The organism is Moorena producens PAL-8-15-08-1 (assembly GCF_001767235.1).
GTDB lineage: Bacteria > Cyanobacteriota > Cyanobacteriia > Cyanobacteriales > Coleofasciculaceae > Moorena > Moorena producens_A.
The window spans coordinates 282332-302391 of record NZ_CP017599.1 but is presented as its reverse complement, the minus strand read 5'-3'; the positions used below and the strand labels follow the sequence as shown (position 1 = coordinate 302391).

Genomic DNA, 20060 nt, shown 5'->3' with positions numbered 1-20060 from the left:
TGGAATCCCTTTAAAATAGAAATAACATTATAAAAAACATTAATTGGGCAAAACACCTCAACTAACTATGAGTGTAGTTACTATACCTGTTGAAACAAGTCCCATAGTGTTGAAAATTCCGACTGCACTGGAGATAAATGATGACCTGTTCTTTGAATTTTGTCAGATTAACCGGGACTTACGGATTGAACGGACATCAGAGGGAGAAATAATTATTATGTCCCCAACTGGGAGTGAAACAGGGGGAAGAAATTTTGATCTGATCTACCATTTTGCTAAATGGGTTAAGCAGGATGGCACAGGTAAAGGTTTTGATTCATCCACTGGCTTCAAACTTCCCAATGGTGCTAATCGTTCCCCTGATGTAGCGTGGGTAAAACTGGAAAGATGGCAAAGGTTGACCAGGAAACAAAGACGACAATTTGCGCCTATCTGCCCCGATTTTGTGATTGAGCTATGTTCCCCCAATGACCGGGTGGAGGACCTCAAAAATAAAATGGAGGAATATATAGAGAATGGGGCAAGGCTGGGCTGGTTGATTGACCCTGATCATCGCCAGGTTTATATTTATCGCCCTGGTGCATTAGTTGAGCAGCTAGACAATCCTAGCACCGTTAGTGGTGAATCGGTTTTACCTGGTTTTGTGCTGACGATGGCGGAAATTTGGCAAGAGTAAGTGCAGATAAATTCTAAAAACTTGTGTTAAGTTCCGTTGTCGTTGCTCAATTGTGGTCGCTCAAACCCTTGCTGTTAAAGCTTCCCCATTCCCAGTTGCCTGGTCTGATCAGTAATTCAGAGGCACAATAGTGGTGCTCAAACCATAACTACTGAGTAATTTAAGAACCCGATCAATATTTTCGAGGGTTGTGAACAATCCGGCTTGCATAACGGTTCTTCCTTCAAAGGAGGTCAGGAAAGAATCGGGAATTAGCGATCGCATTAAATCTTGTTGCTGCTCACTCTCAGCATTTACCAAAATCCGGTAACCCTGACTGGGTAGAGCTGAAGTAGGATTATTCCCTTGAGGTCCCCTTTGTTCGGAGTTTGATTGGGTACTTGTAGAAAACACTGGAATTGAGCTACCTGAATTAGAGCTAGCACTAGTATTTTGATTACTAGTATTTTGATTAACCGGTGTAGTGATCTGACTAGACATTGACATCATAACGTTAACGTCCTCAGTCGAGGCTGCTTCCGATGTTGGTTTTGACCTGTCACTTGACGCATCAATCACTTCCTGTGACGGTGAAGCTGGAGTAAAACTGCTAGAATCCTCTCCTGGTTTGGCTGGAGATGTTGGTTCCTCAAAAGATGACTGCTCTTGGTTTTGAATAACTTTCAGAGTCAGGGGTGTCAGGGGTTCAGAATGTGAACGTTGAGTCCTAGCATCAGAAGGCTGTTGGGTTTGAGAGGTTTGCTGACTCTCAGTTTGGGACCTTGCTGCTGGTCTAGAAGATTCAGTACTTGCAGAATTATCTAGAGCTGCGTCTTTGCCGATGTTATCAGTCGAGGTAGATACCTGAGGCTCCAAACTTGATGGAACGGGAAATGAAGCTGCTGAGACCTGAGCAGATGTCGATTCCTTTGTAGGTTCCTTCTCGGCAGGGGGTTGGGATGGGACGACTTGGCTGGGGGTGGTGGGATTCTCCTTAGAATTAGGCGTAGTCTTCTGTGAGTGATTAGAGTTCTCTGCCATAACAACCGCTTGGTTGTCAGAACCATCAGAAGTACTAGCTGGTTTACTAACAGCTGGTTTACTAACAGCTGTTGTTTCAAGCTTCGACTCTTGAATGATCTCCTTTTCAGTTTTCCCTGAATTAACCTCACTGTTAGTTTCCTTTTCTAGCTGATTACCAAAAGCAATCACAGTAGGCTCAGACTCCTGATTGTTAATGTCAAACCGCCCATTCCCTCGAAATATATTATTTAATTTATTGTTTAATGTATTGTTTGTTGATTCTGGTGAATTTCCCCAATCCGGATTAGCTCCGACCTTGAGTACTAATCCATCCAGTTGGGAATTTTCAATCAGGTTATTATGGAAAAATGGTTGAGCATTGGTTTCAAGCACTACCCCATTTATATTGCCAGTGATACGATTATTAACAATATGAGGTGCAACGTTTTCGGCAATCAGAATTCCTAAGTCATTATTTTCAAATACATTGTCATCCACTTGAGTGTTTGAGGTTCCGTAAATGCTGAGCGCATTTCCTTGATTCTTGTAGAAGTAGTTACTGCGAATTGTTGGTGTACTATTTCCCTCCACAGCAATCCCACTTTTGGTATTCCCAGTTAAGGTATTGTCTTCCACTAAAACCGAACCGACTTCCAGCCACAAACCATAACCTTCTGGATTAGTATTGTTAAGGGTCACACCAGAAATAATCGTTTGGTCAGCACCTACGATTAGGACATCGTGACTAGCAGCCGTGGAACTAACAAAGGTACCACCGCCGCGAATAACCACATCGTGACCTCTAGTGCGGGGGTTGCCCTGTAGCTTGATACCGGGTTTCAGAAGTAGAGGGAAGGTTTCACCCATCTCACTGCTGTAGATACCGCTAGAGAGTACAATCACAGTATTGGGCTGGGCAGCTTGTAGCGCCTGAGTGATAGTTTTCAAAGGTGAATCCTGGGTGCCATCACCACTAGTGTCGTTGCCGGTAACTGGGTTTACAAACAAAAATTTTCTTTCTATGGTAAGATCCAGGTTTCTTGCCCTATCATCCTGAGTTGATTGGGCTAAAGCCGTGGTTCCTCCTAATCCTAGTGGCACCATTCTTGAAGGGATAGCTTGGCTGATGATGCTAAAGGTTAATCCCAGCAAAATCGTTTTCACTGGTAACCCAAGATCAAAGCCTCTAGGCTGATGTTGGTGATGCTGGTAATGGCAATGGGAATGAGCGGAAATAGGTAATTCTATAGTGTTAATTCTGATCAAACTCATGGCTGTTATCCGAGCATAGAAGGTTAAGGGATATGACATAACAGTTTAGTTGAATGTCAAGCTTGATCGTATCCATAAACTAGGATAGTTGTAATCTATTTGTAATCATTTATCACTTGAAATGTGTCCGTTGCTAAAGGTTACTGACCACAGAAACAAGCTTTCCATCCACTGTTAGGATAGATAATAATGGAGTAGTTAGTAATGGATGACCAAAAGAGCGGCATTATGAATCAAAAATCGGCGGTTTGCCGAATTTTGGATGCAAATTTAGACCGAGCTAGAGAAGGCTTGCGAATTATTGAGGAGTGGTGCCGCTTTGGTCTCAACAGCGCCCAGATGGCTGGGGAGTGCAAGGAAATGCGCCAGGAATTAGCCCGTTGGCACAGCTCGGAAATCAGGATCTTCCGAGATACCTCAGGGGATCCAGGGACTGGACTAACTCATCCCCAGGAAGAAAGACGTTCCAGCATTCAGCAGCTTTTACAGGCTAATTTGTGTCGGGTGCAAGAAGCACTACGGGTGTTGGAAGAATATGGTAAGCTATACGATGCTCAGATGGGGATCGCCTTTAAGCAGATGCGCTATCGGGTTTACAGCCTAGAAAGCAATTTACTGGGATATCAGCGTCATCAGTTGCTAGAGCGATCGCATCTCTACTTGATTACATCCTTGTCAGACCAGTGGTTTGCCAAAGTAGAGGCTGCCCTCCAAGGTGGACTAACCTTGGTACAGTACCGGGAAAAACAAGCAGATGATGGGGACAAACTAGCTGATGCTCAGAAATTGTGCCAGCTGTGCCATCACTACGGTGCTTTGTTTATTATGAATGACCGGGTAGATTTAGCTCTGGCAGTGGAGGCTGATGGGGTTCATATCGGACAACAGGATGTGCCAATTGCGTTAGCACGGCAGCTACTCGGCTCCCAGCGTATCATTGGTTGCTCGACTACTAACCCTGATGAACTACACCGGGCAATTGCTGAAGGGGCAGATTATATTGGTGTTGGACCGGTTTATGAAACCCCTACTAAACCCAATAAGCAAGCAGCTGGTTTGGATTATGTCAAGTATGCGAAAGAGCATGCTACAATTCCATGGTTTGCAATTGGGGGAATTGATCCAAACAATTTAAACTATGTCTTGGATGCAGGAGCTCAACGAGTGGCAGTTGTCCGGGGGATAATGGAGGCGGAACAACCGACTCTAGTTACTCAATATTTTCTGTCCCAGCTAAAACGAGAACACACTCTTCGATCTCTTGAAGCTGGCGTTTCTAAACCCTAATGTCAGAAAACTAGATAATAGTTAGACATGTTAGGTAATAAGTAATGGTTACTAATTGTTAATAGCTTGGTGGTGAATATTCGTTCATGATTTATAACAACACAACTCAAATTACCCTTGAAGTTAATGGTGAATCCCGGACCTGCTCTTGTGACACTAAACTACCCCAGCTATTAGAACAGCTAGGATTAAATCCGCGCCTGGTGGCGGTAGAATATAATGGTGAAATTCTCCATCGGCAGTTTTGGGAGCAGACTCAAATGCAGGAGGCAGACAAGCTCGAAATTGTCACTATTGTTGGCGGCGGTTGACTTGATCGGACCCATCTGACCATCCGCCCATCAATCTTCTTGATGATAGGTTTTCAACCGGACTTGATATCACCAAAGCTAACGGTAAAACACAATCAAACACATATTAACTCAGGAGTTAAACCTAGATTTGTGCATAACTGTCGAATCTCTTCTTCATAGATCGGGTTCATCACAATAACCAGATCAGGTTGGTAATCCTGGAGAAATTCTGGTGGCACAATTTCCTGTCCCGTTCCAGCAACGTACTTCCCCTGTTTGCGGGGATTGAGATCTACGATGTAATCAATCACATCTTGGCACTTGAGCAGATTCAAAAAAGTAACCCCTTTTGAGCCAGCACCCCATGCTACGGCTTTTTTTCCAGTTTGAGCGATGGTTGTCAGTTTGTGCTCCCAGCTTTCTAACTTCTCCTGAAACCTAGCGGTAAAGCTGGCAATATCGCGAGTCAATACCTCGATTTCATCCGGTTTTCCATAGCTGTTCGGGATTTCCCCATGCACTGGCTTTGCTTCCAGGCACAGGAACTGACCACCAAACGCTTCCTTGATTTCACTAACTTGAAACCCAGCATTGACAAAAGCTTGCCCTAGAGAAGAGGGGGCGAAATAGCAGCAGTGTTCATAGATAATGTCCCACACTGCTAGATGGCGAAAGGTATCTAAGGCGTTGGGGACTTCAAAGAAAACAATGGTATTAAGGCGAGAACCGATGGCCTGTCGTAGTGGCTTGAGCAAATCTGCGGGATTGGAAATATGTTCTAAGGTGTGCCGACAACAAATTAGATCGGCTTGATACTCTTGGTAAAGCTGTGAATAGAAATCTTGAACAAACTTGACTTGAGTCTGAAGTCCTTGATGCTCTGACCTAGGAACATAGCTGGGGTCAAAACCTACTCCTCGGTTATTACCTAGTTCACACAGACTTATAAGAAAATCCCCTTTGCCACAACCAATTTCAATAATGTCTTTATTGTAGAGATGGTGGCGCTTCACTAATCCAGCGGCAAGGGATTGGGCATAGTCCTGAAATCGAGGAGAGTAATGTAAGGAGTTTTCATAGTCCTGGGAATAACCTAATTTAGTAGGGTCAAAGGCTAGATTGCTAATAAAACCACAGCTAGGACAGAACCCTAGTTTGATATCTCCCTTGGAACAGTTTTGAGCAGTTTGACGCGATCGCCACAGAAGATTACAGTACACTGGCACCGCCAACATTTCAAAAAACACCTCTAAATCGGCAGAGGCACATACAGGACAGTTGTGGTTAGATAAGGTGTTCATTTCAAGTTTTCACTCCATTAGACTAGTACAGGGAAAGTACAAATAATCAGCTATCAGCTGACGGCTGATAGCTTTTAAGGAAACTTGGGTCAGATCACCCTTTCGAGAGTTTTCAGTGTCGGGATTTCACTAGCGATCGCATTCCCAATCTCCAAAGAAGCCGTAGCACCAGGAGAGGGAGCGTTACAAACATGCATTGCTTTAGGACTATTGACAATTAAAAAATCATCCACCAGCTTGCCATCATTTTTTAAGGCTTGAGCTCTGACCCCAGGATGGGTGGGAACTAAGTCATCTGCTTGGATTTCAGGAATCAGCCGTTGCAAACTCTTAACAAAAGCAGCTTTACTGAAGGAGCGGATGATTTCCTGAATTCCTGCGTCTCCATGTTTGACAGCTAGTTTCCAGAAACCGGGATAGGTCATGACTTCCACAAAATCTCGCAGGTCAAAATCAGTCTTTCGATAACCTTCCCGCTTGAAACTAAGTACAGCATTGGGTCCAGCATGGACACTGCCATCAATCATGCGGGTGAAATGAACCCCTAGGAAAGGAAAATTTGGATTAGGAACTGGATAAATTAGGTGCTTGACTAGGTAGCGTTTCTCTGGCTTGAGTTCATAGTACTCACCCCGGAAAGGAACGATTTTAGCTGGAGGCTCAGCATCACCCAACTTAGCAATGCGATCGCTATGTAGTCCAGCGCAGTTGATCACAAAACGAGTGGGATAGTTACCATTGTTGGTTTCCAGTACTAAAGCATCCCTAGTTTCTATGATCTTTTCTACCTTACTATTGAGACGTAAATCCCCTCCCTGGACACGAACCAGTTCAACGTATTGTTCACAGACCTGCTTGTAGTTTACAATCCCAGTCGAATAAACTCGAATTCCAGCTAAACAGCGCACATGGGGTTCAATTTCCTTAACCTCTTCACCAGTAATCTTGGCAATCTCTATACCGTTTTCCAAACCCCTTTGGTAAAGACTATCCAGCAATGGTAGTTCTTCTGGTTCAGTTGCTACAATCACTTTGCCACAGATGTCATAATCAATGCCATGCTTTTGGCAGAATGCCAGCATCGAGCGGTTTCCTTCATAACAAAACCTAGCCTTGAAACTCCCTGGTTTGTAGTAGATTCCCGAATGAATCACACCACTGTTATTGCCAGTTTGGTGAGCAGCCCAACTGCTCTCTTTTTCCAGTACCAGAATTTTGGCATCTGGATAACGTTGACCCAATGCCATGGCTGTGGATAAGCCAATGATTCCTCCTCCAATAATCGCCAAGTCGTACATGGTTATTTTTATTACTTAAACTATTAACGTTAACTTTTAAAATTGAATTTTTAATGTTTAATAGTTGAATGTTGAATAGTTGAATGTTGAATGTTGACTATTAAAAGTTAACCGTATCCCTTATCAAGGTATAATAAGGGGGAATATAGTGTTTTTTTTGTATGGTGAGGTACACCTTGAAGCTGAAAAGCTTGTTAATTGAGACTTATGGTCTACCTCATTGGAGTAAAAACCGCTATAAACAATTAATTAATCCTCAAAAAGTTTGGGTAAGCCTATTCACTTCCCATACTTTTTTGTACCAGAAAACCTATTGGACTATTTGCCATTTTGGCCTGAAGGGGCGACCAAAAAATAAAAAATGAAAAAGACTCTTTTTCCCGCAAGCATCTAAGCCTTCGGTTATTGCTCAACTTTGCTGGGTGCTTTCTGATGGAAAAATTTTTTCCAAGTCTGGGCAGAAAAAACATAGTTCCCGAGTACACCTAGACAGCGAATACGTTCCTGCCACTTCAACGGAGCCTGAAATACTGCCCTGAAAAATTCAATCGAATTCCGAGGTCGCAGGAATTTCGGTCCCATAGAGGCTTTGGTATCGATCCAAACCTCCCGCTCCTGAGCCGATAGCCGACTTGACTGGTCTGAATGGCAACGCCGGAAAAAGAGGGATTCAGGAATTTCTTTCAAGCGCCCGATCAGGCTTAGTTGAGTCAGCAACAGCCGATCTGAACCGTAGTAGGATGAAATCAATGAGGTTTTTCTTAGGGCATCCGTACGGATCACTCCAAAAACCTCCAAGCACCAGAAATCCGAAATTGCTGCCTGAAAACGTTCATGGGGTTTCTCTGAATCTAGGTTCCCTACCGACTCCGCTTCCCACCACTTTTGTCCATCAGGCTTGGTGAATATTGTTCTTGGGTAGGACAAAATCACCGTCGGGTCATTGTCAAGCACCTCTACGCAGCGAGCTAAGAAAGAAGGGGCACAAACATCGTCATCAGCTGCCCACTTAAAGTATTCACCTCGAGCCAACTCAACGGTACGATTGTAGTTTGGGGCAGCACCTAGATTTTCTTGATTGCGGTAGTAATAAATGCGTTTGTCTTTAGCCTGATACTCCCGACAAATCTCTTCAGTTGCGTCAGTCGAGCAGTTATCTGAAATGATCAACTCGAAATCCTCAAAGGTCTGAGCCAAAATTGAATCTAATGCTTCCCTGAGGAATTCTTCGCCGTTGTAGACTGGTAATCCAATGCTTAAGCGGGGTTGATCAGCAATCATTTTAAGATTTTTTCACATAAACCGATTTGGTTAACGTATGTAAGTATTCAGCATTCAGCTATCAGCTATCAGCTGAATGCTTACCTCATAACTAATGACTGATATTTATAGAGATATTACCTCTGTAGTTACTCCCATCTTATCCAACATTTGCTGAATTTCATGACAATATATCGAATTCATGACAATCACCTGATCAGGTTTGTATTGCTTCAAAAACTCTGGTGCCATAATTTGTTTACCAACGCCAGGGATAAATTTCCCATGACGATGGGGATTAATGTCCACCACGTATTCAATTTTGTCTGTGGTATCAAGAGTGGTTAGAAAAGCCACACACTTGGAACCCGAACCCCAAACTACAAGACGCTTGCCTTGAGCATGCATCTGCTCTAAGTGCTGCTTCCAATTATCCAGCTTCTTGCTAATCTCGTTGGTGAAGTTTTTGACATGCTGGGTCAGTTCCTCAAGACTCTCTTCCAGAGGATGTACTTTCTCAGATGGGATGGTGACAGGTCGGGTTTCAATTAACAAATATTGTTCACCATAAGCTCGATACAAGTCAGTCACTTCAAAGCCACAGTTCCGGAATAATCGCGCTAGGGATCCAGGGGTGAAATAAGAGCAGTGTTCGTAGTAAATGTCTTCAAAAGCTAAGTCTTTGAGTACTCGTATGGTATCTGGTATCTCAAACACCACAACGGTATTGAGGCGATCGCCAATGGAGCGGCGCACGGTACTAATAAACTCAGCGGTAGGATAAATATGCTCTAGGGTATGGCGACAACAGATAAAATCACCTACATACTCAGCATAGCGCTCTGAGTAATAGTCTTGAATAAAGGTGACCCGGTCAGCGGCTTCACTTTGAACTCGTCCTACTACAGCAGATGGGTCAATACCAACACCACGATTATTACCTAATTCGCACAGCAGCAAGAGAAAATCTCCTTTGCTACAACCAATCTCTATAATGTCTTTGTCATGAAGGTCGTATTTGTCGATCAGATGATTGGCTAGATCAAGGGCAAACTGATTGAAGGTTGGAGAAAAACTCTGTTGGTCTTCATAATTGGGGGCGTAAGCTGACCACCTGGGGTCAAAGGAAACATTAGTGATAAAGCCGCAGTCTTCACAAAACCCCAAAACCACATCACCGCAAGGGAAGTCTAGAGCTGCTTCCTGGGTTGACATCATTAAGCAACTGTGAACTGGTACGTTATGTACTTCATAAAATAGGGACAATCCTTGGTGTCCACAGTTGGGACAAATATGTTCTGATAATGAAATCGGTTGTGTGTGAGCAAAATTTTTGGACAATGCTTGTTGTATCATTTTGAGTGACTCTTTTAGAATTTCAATGTGCTGTCATTAGCACTGGCTATACTAGTCGATTCCGTAAGCTCAATTAAAAAAAAATTTTGTCTTTACTATTTTGCGTTCGCTTTTAGCGGAAGCTTTGCTTCATCGCGTAGCGTGACCTACGGTCAATCGCATAATTCAAGCTTACGATCGCCAACACCAAGGTGATCAAAACCTATAATTAGCAAGGCATTGACTTGATACTAAAGATTTTCAAATATATCATTTACAAATTCCACCCCCAAACTCTGCTGCTGTTGCGAGACAGAGCAGAGCATGACTCAGATCAGAAAGTGCGGAAGTTCGCTAAGGGTAAATTGGCAAGTATCCGTACCCTCCCGCACTACAAAGCATGACCAAGCTGACTTAAATTATAGTATTTATAAAATAGGTGACGTAGAAAAATTTAGGATTTTAGGGAATAGTGATGGCTCGCTACTCCCTCGGTGCGCTTGACCCGTAATTAAATTCGCCACGGGTCGCACCGCTCCCTACTCCCTACTCCCTTACTTGATCGTCAACCGTCAACTCTAAACAATCTTTGGTTGTGGAATCGGAATAATAAATTTACCTCCTTGTTGTCGATACTCTTCCTGTTGCTGCAAAATTTCATCAGCAAAATTCCAAGCTAGCAGCAAGACATAATCTGGTTGATCCTCTAAAAGTTTTGATGGGGGGAAAATCGGTAAATGATTAATGCCCATGTAGCGACCATGTTTGAATGGATTTAAATCAACTACATAATCCACCAGGGTTTTATTAATCCCAAAATAACTGAGCAGAGTAGTTGCTTTAGCTGCTGCTCCATAGGCTGCTACCTTTTTACCCTGTTTCTTCAAATCCCAGAGGATATCCAGTAAAGAAAGCTTAATTTCCTGAACACGATTAGCAAAATCACGATAGTAATCAATGCGGTCAACTCCCCGCGCTACTTCTTCTGCTAATAGGGATTTTACGGATTCCTTAACCTGTTCGTTAGGCTCCACAAATAGGCGTAACGAACCCCCATGGATTGGAGTACGTTGGATGTCATTTAGGAATAAACCATGTTTCCTAAACAACCGATCTAAAGCAGTTACTGAAAAATAACATAAGTGCTGATGGTAGATAGTGTCAAATTCACAGTGATCTACCAAGTCAACCACATAGGGGACTTCAATTACTGCTACACCAGTGTCTTTTAGCAGAACGCCAATCCCTGCTACAAAGCCATTCAGATCTGGCACATGAGCCAAGACATTGTTAGCAAGAAAAACATCAGCTTTCCGTCCTTGAGAGTGTAGCTCTATTGCCAAATCTTTGGTAAAGAATGTACAAAGAGTAGGAATACCTGCTTTTTGGGCAGCTTCCGCAGGTCCAGAGGCTGGGTCAATTCCCAGCACCGGAATTGCTTTTTCAACAAAGTTCTTGAGCATATAGCCATCATTACTAGCTGCTTCAATTACTAGACTGTTGCTGTTGAGTTCTCTTGACTCAATGATGGCTTTTGCACTATCTCCAAAGTGTTTTATTAACGATTTTGATACAGAAGAAAAATAGGGGTAGTCTCGACAAAATAGGATTTCGGGGGGGACACTTTCTGTGATTTGGACTAAACCACTGCTAGGAGAAAAAGTCAGATCCAATGGAGCAGTATATTCAGGTTTATCTAACTGCTCTTTAGTAAGTAATCCATCAGCTAATGGGGTGTAACCGAAGGAAATAATTAACTCTAAGTCATCAGTGCTGTTAGCACGGCAAATAGGCATTTTAACTGGTTATATAAATTCTCATAAAAAGTGAGCGATATGGTTTTACCTTTTAAGGCAAAAGGCAAAAGGCAAAAGGCAAAAGGCAAAAGGCAAAAGGCAAAAGGCAAAAGGCAAAAGGCAAAAGGCAAAAGGCAAAAGGCAAAAGGCAAAAGGCAAAAGGCAAAAGGCAAAAGGCAAAAGGCAATAGTAAAGATGGTTTTAATGGAATCAGCGTAAAAAAAATTTGACGCCCTTTTGGTAATTGGTAATTGGTAATTAGAGTAGGATTACCGATTACCGATTACCAATTACCCAACAACTCCTAAACACTCATAGCTTGTATTTTAGGAGATGTAGGTAGCTGGGTACGCCAACGCAGGGTTTGATCTAATCTGCCAGTGCTAAGTAATTGTTTGATGTGAGCAATACGCTGATACCTCGGTCCCTCAAACTCTTCCAAGGTTAAGCCTACGGTTTGATAAGCTTGGTAGAGTTCTTGAGCTCCCCGACGGGCATTCCATTGAGGTTTGAATTCGGGTAATGTGTGAATAATCTTACTACAATCAACGCGATAACAGCGCTTATCGGGTCCAGCATCTTTAGCGTATTCAATTTCACAGCCTGGAACTGTTTCTTTGACAATTTCGGCTAACTCTCGAATACGATAGTTGTCCTCATTCCGTCCCACATTAAACCCTTGATTGTGTACCAGCTCACGAGGTGCCTCCAACACCGCAATAAAGGCTTGGGAAATATCTTCAATATGGACAATGGGACGCCAAGGGGTACCATCACTCTTGATATACACTTGACCGGTGGTAAATGCCCAAGCGACCAAGTTATTGAGTACTAGATCAAAGCGCAAACGCGGCGAAACACCGTAAGCCGTAGCATTCCGAAGAAAGGTAGGACTAAATTTATCGTCCGCTAACTGAGTAACATCTTGCTCGACACGAACTTTAGAAATGCCGTAAGGAGTGACAGGGTTGAAGGATGATTCCTCAGTCAACCAGTCATCACCACCAGCACCATAGTTACTACAGGACGATGAGAATACGAAGCGCTCGATGCCTGCCGCTTTGGCTAACTTAGCCAAATGAACTGAAGCAGCATGATTGATCTCATAGGTTAAGTCAGGATTCAGATTCCCCAGAGGATCGTTGGAAAGCCCTGCTAAGTGGATTAGAGCATCAAATCCTTCTAGTTCTGTTGCCGTAACGTCACGGATATCCTTTTTTAGCTCTGGAATTTTTCGAATTCCTTCACCAAAAGTACTCTTTTCAAATAAGTCGCTATCAAGACCAAATACATCATACCCTTGAGCTAGTAGCATTGGCACCATGACTGTGCCGATGTAGCCCTTGTGACCAGTTACTAATACTCGCATTATTTTCCTCCCAAATTTTCCAAGGTGCATTGCCACTGTTCCACAGACTTTCTAACCTGCGCTTGTCGCGCAAGGTATCCATGCATTGCCAAAATGAAGTGTGGTGATAGGCCATCAGTTGCCCATCTTTGGCAAGTCGCTCCAGTGGTGCTTTTTCCCACTGGGTGTCATCGCCATCGATATAGTCAAAAACTCCGGGTTCTAAAACAAAGAAAGCACCGTTGATCCAGCCTTCTCTGGTTTGAGGCTTTTCAGAGAATTCCGTAATCTGGTTTCCATCTAGGTCTAAGTAACCAAACCGTGCAGGTGGACGTACTGCAGTTAAGGTAGCTAATTTGCCATGGGAGCGATGGAATTCCAGGAGCGCATTTAAATTGACATCAGAAACTCCATCTCCCCAAGTGAGCATAAATGTCTGATTGCCTACGTAGGGAGCGAGCCGTTTAATCCGACCCCCTGTATTGGTGTAAATACCAGTATCAATTAAATCAACTGTCCAATCCGGTGCTACACCACCGTGCTGGATGACGTTGCCATTGTTAAGGTTTACCGTTAAGTTACTATTAAGTGAACTATAGTCCACCATGTATTTTTTAATAACTTCTGCCTTATAACCTAGGGCAATCACAAAATCTTGGAAGCCATAATGGTAATAATGCATCATGATATGCCAGAGGATTGGTCGCCCTCCGATTGCTACCATTGGCTTTGGTTTTGTGTCAGTTTCTTCCGCTAGACGAGTACCGAGCCCCCCGGCAAGAATTGCTACTTTCATATGACTGTTGAGACCAAAATCACTAACAACAAAATTACTAACAGGTTTTACTTAAACTCACTCATATATTTATGAATTAAGTCATCAATAAACCTATCGATGTATCCTATCAAATTCGGTTTACTAATAATCATAATTCCTGAACGGGTAATTGGTAATTGGTAATTGGTAATTAGTAATTGTTAGTTGGTAGTTAGTAATTAGTAATTGCTAGTTGATGATGAATCATCACCCATTACGCATTACCAAAAATTCAGGAATTATTGGCAAATTAATTAACCGGACTTGATATCATTCAGTATTTTCAATTAAACCCAAGTTGTACTTAGATCTGTTGCCAGATTGGCTTGAATTAAATTTAACAAAAATTAATTAATTAAATATTAAAGATTGTGATTTTTTTGACATAAAGTGGTAGTCGAACAATGCTAAAAACACGATTAACTAAGAACTGCTACCACTGGATGATCAGTAAAGGTTTGGCAAGACTGATTCACAATATGTTACTTTTTATACATATAACGCATAAATATCAATCCCAAAGACTTAAAAATCTAGTAGGGATTCCTCTGCACCTAGCCAAGCTCACGCTCTTCTCCCTAAGCCTGTGCAGCCTACTATTGGTGATCGGGCTTACCTGCTAGCTTTTCCAGCTTGGTCAGTTCTTCAGTAGCAGCGAATCCCCTCTATCCTTTGGATGCGAACATGGTCAATGTGTGGGATTAGGGTGCCAAAGGTGATGGTATAGCGCTACGCCCAAGGCAAGAGGCAAGAGGCAAGAGGCAAGAGGCAAAAGTTTACTACAAGAGCGTTTCAGCTTGTATCAATGTCCTAACCTTAATAAGTAGTGCTATATTCCCGATGACACAGCAACGATTCGCCTCGCAGTTCAGGATAATCTCACCAAACATCACACCCTGTTGTTTCCAACAGGAACCTATGTGGTCAGTGATTCAATTGAGTGGAAGAATCAGAAGGGTTTATTTGGGGCATTTCTGACCGAAAATTTTGGGTCTCAAGCCCCGTCCTTCTAGGACGGCTTTCTTGACAACCTTTTTATTTTGAGTTATAGTTTACGTAGAGTTGATTCACGTCAAATGTTCATCTTAGAGTTCAAAGCAAAAGGGAATAAAACTCAGTACGCCGCCATTGATGAGGCGATAAGGACGGGTCAGTTTGTACGCAATAAATGTCTCCGTTATTGGATGGACAATAAAGGCGTAGGGCAGAAAGACCTTTATCGTCATAACACATGGCTTAGGGCTGAGTTTCCTTTTGTTAAAGATTTGAACTCTCATGCTTGTCAAGCATCTGTGGAACGAGCTTATAACTCAATCTCTAGGTTTTATAGTAACTGCAAGAAAAAAGTCCCTGGAAAGAAAGGTTACCCAAAATTCAAGAAGTTTTCCAGATCGATCGAATATAAAACATCTGGATGGAAGCTTTTCCCTGATACTAAATCAATCTCTTTCATCGACAAAAAGGGGATAGGGAGACTAAAGCTTAAAGGGACTTGGGAATTATGGCGTTACGACCAAAAACTGATCAAGCGGGTTAGGTTAGTCCGCCGTGCAGACGGCTATTATGTTCAGTTCTGCGTCAATATCAATCTATCGGAGACCTTAGATCCGTCTCACACTAATGTTGGTCTAGACGTGGGATTGAAGGAATTTTATACAGATTCAAAAGGGAACACCGAACCTAACCCTAGGTTTTACAGAAAAGGCGAGAAGCGGTTGAAATTTTATCAGCGTCGAGTTTCTCGCAAGAAGAAAGGCTCTACCAACCGTAGAAAAGCCATTAATAGATTAGGCAGGACACACCTCAAAATAAGTAGGCAGCGTGAAGAACATGCCAAGAGACTGGCACGTTGCGTAATCCGCTCTAACGATGTGGTCGCTTACGAAGATTTGAGAGTTAAAAATCTAGTTAAAAATCATTGCCTTGCCAAATCTATCAATGATGCAGGTTGGTATCAATTCAGGAAATGGTTAGAGTATTTCGGGCTGAAGTTTGGCAGACAGACAATAGCTGTTAATCCTGCCTACACGAGTCAGCAATGCTCGAATTGTGGTGAAATTGTCAAAAAATCTCTATCAACTAGAACCCATGTATGTGAGTGCGGCTGCGAATTAGACCGCGATGTGCGATTCGTTGGCTAGAAACCTTATCCCATTAAGGATTCGGGGGATTAGCCGCAAGGTAATAAACCTTGACAACTTGATAACCATGTTGGTGAAATACCAACCCTCGTGAAATCCGAGTGACAGCCCTACCCCTACTCAATGGGTCGTAACAAGCCCTAGGGTAAAGCGGGGTCGAGTAGTGAAGCCCTACCAGCCTAAAGTGGAGTTAGTAACAGGCAATTGAACTCAAGGGTACCGCAAGGAAAGATACATTTGAACCATCGTTACTAGTACGTAGCGCAATAAGGCTGACACGCTACAAACAAAAGTCAACGGAACGCAATAGGATAGAAGCTTGTCGCGGCTTACTTATAGATTTCCCTAAGTTCCCGGTGGAGAGTATCACCCTAAAAGTTCAGAAGAATGGTTATCAGGAACGAAGTAACCACACAGGTGCTCTCAAGAAAGGTCGATTCCTTGAGTAGGTAGTTAGCCGCATGGCCTGTGATGGAAAGATTGAGTCAAAAGCCAACGCCTCCCTGTAATGGGGAAGGATATGCTGACAGACTCACGTGTTAGGAAATGATGTAGTTGTAAGTAGCAATGAACAAGTCTAAAGCTCGGGGGTTCGCCCCACAGTCGGAATGGAATCGGGTCGATTGGCGAAAGCTAGAAAGAACCGTATTTAAGTTGCAAAAACGAATATATCGAGCCTCTCAACGTGGTGATGTTCCCGTGGTTAGAAGGTTACAAAAAACTCTGATGAAGTCCTGGTCTGCAAAAATGCTAGCGGTAAGAAAGGTAACTCAACAGAATAAAGGCAAAAAGACTGCCGGAATAGACGGGAAGAAAGCTTTAACCAATAAGCAACGACTCGCCTTAGCAGCCAACCTCAAACTGTACAAGAAACCTCAACCAACCCGCAGAGTTTGGATAAATAAACCCGGTCGTAAAGAAAAGCGTCCTTTAGGGATACCTACTATCTACGACAGGGCACTTCAAGCTCTTACCAAACAGGCATTAGAACCTGAATGGGAAGCACACTTTGAACCTAACTCATACGGTTTCAGACAAGGAAGGTCATGTCATGATGCTATCGAAGCCATATTCAGCAGCATTAATAGAATGCCTAAATGGGTACTAGACGCTGATATCTCCAAATGCTTTGATAAAATCAACCACCAAGTCCTTCTCTCAAAATTAAATACCTATCCATCTATGAGGCGATTAATCAAAGGATGGTTAAAAGCCGGAGTAATAGATGAAGGAACATTCTCCCCTACAAATGAGGGTACTCCTCAAGGTGGTATTATTTCACCACTTTTAGCGAACATAGCCCTTCACGGAATGGAAGAACGGATAAAAGACTACGCCGAAAACCTATCCCCTGCTTTAGGAGGATACAGAAAAGGAGATAGAAGAAAAAGTCTAAGCCTGATTCGATATGCAGACGATTTCGTCATTATGCATAAATCCAAAGAAGTGGTAGAAGAATGTCAGAGAATAATTAATGAATGGTTGAAAAACATCGGCCTAGAATTAAAACCAAGCAAAACAAAACTAGTTCACACCTCCACAGGATTTGACTTTTTAGAATTTAACATCCGTCAATACCCAGTAGGCAAGAACCATTCTAAGCAAGGTTTTAAAACTCTCATCAAACCATCTAAGAAGAAAGTGAAAGAACATTGGGAGCAGCTATCAAAAGTCATAGACAGACACAAAGCTGCTCCCCAGGATGCTCTAATAGAACATCTCAAACCCATTATAAGAGGATGGTGTAACTATAACCGCAGTGTGGTTAGTAAAGAAACCTTCTCAGATATGGACTACTTAATCTGGAACAAACTTCAAAGATGGGGATACAGGAGACACCCAAATAAATCAAAAACCTGGGTAAACAAAAAGTACTGGGGGACTAAGGTTGATGAACCAAAGAAACCATGGCAAGCACCAAAAGTAGACAACTGGGTATTCATGACTAACGAGGATAATTTTCTCCCTAAACATGCCAAAACAAAAATAGTAAGGCACACAAAAGTCAAAGAATCCAGAAGTCCCTTCGATGGTGACTTAGTGTACTGGAGCAACCGTATGCAAAAACATCCTGAAATGTCTAGTCAAAAAGGTAAACTCATCAAAAGACAAAAAGGAAAATGCACCCACTGCGGTCTCACATTCAGGGATAAAGATTTACTGGAAACACACCACATAACACCACGCGCACATGGTGGAAGCGACCAACTCAAAAACCTTGAGTTACTCCATCTACACTGCCACGATGCAAAACACAGAACCAGAGTTACCACAAAGTGTCAAGAGTCACATACAGACTCCTCTGAGCTAGATAACAATCCGTTTTAGTGTGGAGGTACCCAATGACAAGGAGATTCCTACATGAGGAGCCGTATGACGGGAAACTGTCACGTACGGTTTTGGAGACGAGTCGGCGGGGGTGACCCCTCGGCTTAGTTTAATCATAATGCCGCAATCAATATCCTGAAAAAAGCCTTAGGTACGGTGGGGCACACCGGAACCTGGATCGTAGATCCGTTCGCGCAGCGTCGGGTCTCCCGAAACGCTTACGGAGAATCGACCTCTACTCTTCCTGATTCCGGTCTGGTTGAGCAAGTTGGCTCGCTGTTCGCGTAGCGTGGCCTACGGCCAAGTAAGAATCCCCGTTCTTATAGGACGGGGAGTGTCAATTGGCAGGGTGAAGGCACTGACAAGACTATGATCAATCTTCAGGACAAAGCCAAAGGTTTTCGTAATCCTGAGCAGCCCAGCGAATCGGCTTAGAATGGTTGTATAGGCTAGTTCAAGAGCCAAGTACACTCAAAGGAGCGCTACTATAGTACCATTCCACCTTTTATCTATTTGTCTTTAAAGCAACTGTTTTTAGAGAGTTTGTTAAGAAAAATAATAGAAAACAGTTAGCTAATAAATTAGTTAAAAAATAAAACTAAAGCTGGATAAAAACAGGAAAAAAAACGATTGTTATGTGTTACTGTTGAGGTGTTTGCGGTTTCAAGAAACCCTAGGTAATTATCAGGACTAAGTCGAGGTTATAGCAACTTTCAGGCTTGATGAAGTAAACTCGTCCTCAATGACTTACTCACACACAGTCAATGAACATAATCACTCTCATTTTATTTATTGCTGGCTTTGTACTTTTGGTTTTTGGGGCGGAAATCTTGGTCAAGGGCGCATCACAGTTGGCGTTGGTAGCAGGTGTCTCCCCTTTAGTGATCGGGCTGACTATAGTCGCTTACTGCACCAGTGCCCCAGAATTAGCCGTAGCATTGCAGTCGAGTTATGACGGACAAGCGGATATTGCCCTTGGTAACATAGTTGGCAGCAACATTGCCAATATTTTGCTAATCTTAGGCATATCTGCAACTATGTTACCCTTGGTTGTATCCCGGCAGTTGGTACGATTAGATGTACCTTTGATGATTGGCATATCATTCTTACTCTTGTTTATGAGCTTGGATGGTCAACTGGGTAGAGTTGATGGCAGCATCCTGTTGGCTGGCGCGATCGCATATAGTTTATTCACCATTATTCAGAGTCGCAAGGAAAATCAGGAAATCCGAGACCAGGATACCCCTCAAACCAAATATCGCCAGTCTCGTACTAGCCTTAAAAAGATAGTTACTCAGTTAGGGCTGATTGTTTTCGGCTTAGGAATATTAGTACTAGGTTCCCGCTGGCTGATTAATGGGGCTATTGCTCTCGCCAAGATGTTTGGCTGGAGCGAGTTAATTATTGGCTTAACCATTATCGCTGTTGGCACCTCTCTTCCAGAAATTGCCACCTCCATTATTGCCAGTGTCCGTGGTGAGCGAGATCTTGCCGTAGGTAACGCTATTGGCAGCAATATTTTTAATATCCTGTTGGTGCTGGGGATGTGTAGCTTGATTGTGCCTGATGGTATACAGGTGTCAACTCCTGCCCTAAACTTCGACATTCCAGTAATGATTGCAGTAGCGGTGGCTTGTCTGCCAATTTTCTTTACTGGCTATCAAATTTCCCGGTGGGAGGGATTTCTCTTTTTAAGCTATTACGGTGCGTATACCTTGTATTTGTTCCTAAACGCCACACAACACCAAGCTTTATCACGGTTTAGTACTATCATGATGACATTTGTCGTACCTCTAACGATAGTTACCCTAGTGATTTTGGTGATGCGCAGTATACGGACTACAATCAAGTCTGGTTAAATAATTTAAATAATTGCTGAATTGTTCCGATTGAGCAATTCAGCAAT

Annotated in this window: 15 protein-coding genes; 6 read left to right on the top strand and 9 right to left on the bottom strand. The window is 42.9% G+C overall.

What is annotated here, in order from left to right:
* Positions 1 to 67: 67 nt before the first annotated feature.
* Positions 68 to 676, top strand: coding sequence for a Uma2 family endonuclease (locus BJP34_RS01225; RefSeq protein ID WP_070390758.1), 609 nt, complete (start codon positions 68 to 70; stop codon positions 674 to 676).
* Positions 677 to 784: 108 nt separating this feature from the next.
* On the opposite strand, the gene BJP34_RS01220 is transcribed toward BJP34_RS01225, so the two are convergent.
* On the bottom strand, positions 785 to 2989 hold the full coding sequence (locus BJP34_RS01220) for a DUF1565 domain-containing protein (RefSeq protein ID WP_070390757.1): 2205 nt from the start codon (positions 2987 to 2989) through the stop codon (positions 785 to 787).
* Positions 2990 to 3154: 165 nt separating this feature from the next.
* Here BJP34_RS01220 and BJP34_RS01215 point away from each other — a divergent pair, with 165 nt between their 5' ends.
* The gene (locus BJP34_RS01215; RefSeq protein WP_070390756.1) at positions 3155 to 4237 is read left to right on the top strand and encodes a thiamine phosphate synthase; all 1083 of its coding nucleotides are present in this window, start codon (positions 3155 to 3157) and stop codon (positions 4235 to 4237) included.
* A gap of 86 nt (positions 4238 to 4323) precedes the next feature.
* Positions 4324 to 4548: a sulfur carrier protein ThiS gene (thiS, locus tag BJP34_RS01210; RefSeq protein ID WP_070390755.1), complete on the top strand. Its 225-nt coding sequence runs from the start codon at positions 4324 to 4326 to the stop codon at positions 4546 to 4548.
* Positions 4549 to 4643: 95 nt separating this feature from the next.
* Here the strand turns inward: thiS and BJP34_RS01205 are convergent, their stop codons facing one another.
* The 8 genes from BJP34_RS01205 to rfbF all read right to left on the bottom strand — a co-directional run bounded on the left by BJP34_RS01205 (position 4644) and on the right by rfbF (position 13664).
* On the bottom strand, positions 4644 to 5831 hold the full coding sequence (locus tag BJP34_RS01205) for a class I SAM-dependent methyltransferase (RefSeq protein ID WP_070390754.1): 1188 nt from the start codon (positions 5829 to 5831) through the stop codon (positions 4644 to 4646).
* Positions 5832 to 5920: 89 nt separating this feature from the next.
* Positions 5921 to 7129 (bottom strand): L-2-hydroxyglutarate oxidase, encoded by a 1209-nt coding sequence (lhgO, locus tag BJP34_RS01200; protein ID WP_070390753.1) that lies wholly within the window; start codon positions 7127 to 7129, stop codon positions 5921 to 5923.
* Positions 7130 to 7531: 402 nt separating this feature from the next.
* Entirely contained in the window at positions 7532 to 8410 is an 879-nt protein-coding gene (locus BJP34_RS01190; protein ID WP_070390751.1) for a glycosyltransferase family 2 protein, read from the bottom strand.
* Positions 8411 to 8515: 105 nt separating this feature from the next.
* On the bottom strand, positions 8516 to 9745 hold the full coding sequence (locus tag BJP34_RS01185; RefSeq protein WP_070390750.1) for a class I SAM-dependent methyltransferase: 1230 nt from the start codon (positions 9743 to 9745) through the stop codon (positions 8516 to 8518).
* 557 nt (positions 9746 to 10302) lie between these two features.
* Positions 10303 to 11520: a class I SAM-dependent methyltransferase gene (locus BJP34_RS01180; RefSeq protein ID WP_070390749.1), complete on the bottom strand. Its 1218-nt coding sequence runs from the start codon at positions 11518 to 11520 to the stop codon at positions 10303 to 10305.
* Positions 11484 to 11693, bottom strand: coding sequence for a hypothetical protein (locus tag BJP34_RS38365; protein ID WP_149030726.1), 210 nt, complete (start codon positions 11691 to 11693; stop codon positions 11484 to 11486). Before BJP34_RS38365 ends, BJP34_RS01180 begins: the two co-directional genes overlap by 37 nt.
* A gap of 131 nt (positions 11694 to 11824) precedes the next feature.
* Positions 11825 to 12889 carry an NAD-dependent epimerase/dehydratase family protein gene (locus tag BJP34_RS01170; protein ID WP_083304940.1) on the bottom strand — a complete coding sequence of 355 codons (1065 nt, stop codon included), beginning with the start codon at positions 12887 to 12889 and terminating at the stop codon, positions 11825 to 11827.
* The gene (gene rfbF, locus BJP34_RS01165; RefSeq protein ID WP_070390746.1) at positions 12813 to 13664 is read right to left on the bottom strand and encodes a glucose-1-phosphate cytidylyltransferase; all 852 of its coding nucleotides are present in this window, start codon (positions 13662 to 13664) and stop codon (positions 12813 to 12815) included. The genes BJP34_RS01170 and rfbF overlap by 77 nt, the downstream gene beginning before the upstream one ends.
* Before the next feature lie 1097 nt (positions 13665 to 14761).
* Between rfbF and BJP34_RS01160 the strand changes: the two genes are divergently transcribed.
* From BJP34_RS01160 to BJP34_RS01150, 3 genes are all read left to right on the top strand, one after another.
* Positions 14762 to 15826, top strand: a complete 1065-nt coding sequence (locus tag BJP34_RS01160; protein WP_083304939.1) for an RNA-guided endonuclease InsQ/TnpB family protein — start codon at positions 14762 to 14764, stop codon at positions 15824 to 15826.
* Positions 15827 to 16393: 567 nt separating this feature from the next.
* Complete coding sequence (gene ltrA, locus BJP34_RS01155) at positions 16394 to 18154, top strand: group II intron reverse transcriptase/maturase (RefSeq protein WP_070390745.1); 1761 nt, start codon at positions 16394 to 16396, stop codon at positions 18152 to 18154.
* Between the two features lie 764 nt (positions 18155 to 18918).
* Positions 18919 to 20013 (top strand): calcium/sodium antiporter, encoded by a 1095-nt coding sequence (locus BJP34_RS01150; protein WP_070390744.1) that lies wholly within the window; start codon positions 18919 to 18921, stop codon positions 20011 to 20013.
* The last annotated feature ends 47 nt before the right edge of the window (positions 20014 to 20060 follow it).